Source organism: Methylacidimicrobium tartarophylax (genome assembly GCF_902143375.2).
GTDB lineage: Bacteria > Verrucomicrobiota > Verrucomicrobiia > Methylacidiphilales > Methylacidiphilaceae > Methylacidimicrobium > Methylacidimicrobium tartarophylax.
In genome coordinates, this window is record NZ_CABFVA020000106.1 from 1 (window position 1) to 502 (window position 502).

The 502-nt window shown below is 60.2% G+C and carries 1 pseudogene; it reads left to right on the plus strand.

Features of this window, described 5'->3' with window-relative positions:
* A pseudogene (locus tag MAMT_RS08975) lies at positions 1 to 421 on the plus strand (hypothetical protein); the annotation flags it as partial.
* Positions 422 to 502: the final 81 nt, after the last annotated feature.

Genomic DNA, 502 nt, shown 5'->3' on the forward strand with positions numbered 1-502 from the left:
CCGCGAGACCGCGTCGAGAGGAGAAATGGCTCGCGTGATGCTCGCAATCAAGACCGTTCTCGCCGCCGTCGATCGCGTGCCCATTCTCATCTTCGACGAGGTGGACGCGAATGTGGCGGGAGAAACGTCCTGGAAGGTAGGAGCCCATCTCCGACTCTTGGGCGAGCAACATCAAGTGATTTGCGTCACTCACCTGGCTCCCGTCGCAGCCCAAGCCGAAGCGCATTTCCGCGTCCGGAAAGAGACCTCGGATCATGGCGTCTCGGTCTCCCTTGCCCCGCTCGGTTTTCACGAAAGAGCCGAGGAGCTTGCACGCATGTTAGGAGGCAAGAGCGACGAATCCCTCGCCCTGGCCACTCGCATGCTCTCGGAAACCTCGCGCCCGGCTTCTCCCGCCTCTGGTGCGAAGCCACCCCGGTAGCACCTATCCGAACTTCCGCTGTGTGCTATCGCAAGTGATTGCAACAGAACGTTAAGACTTTTTCGTTCTGCCTACATGCCC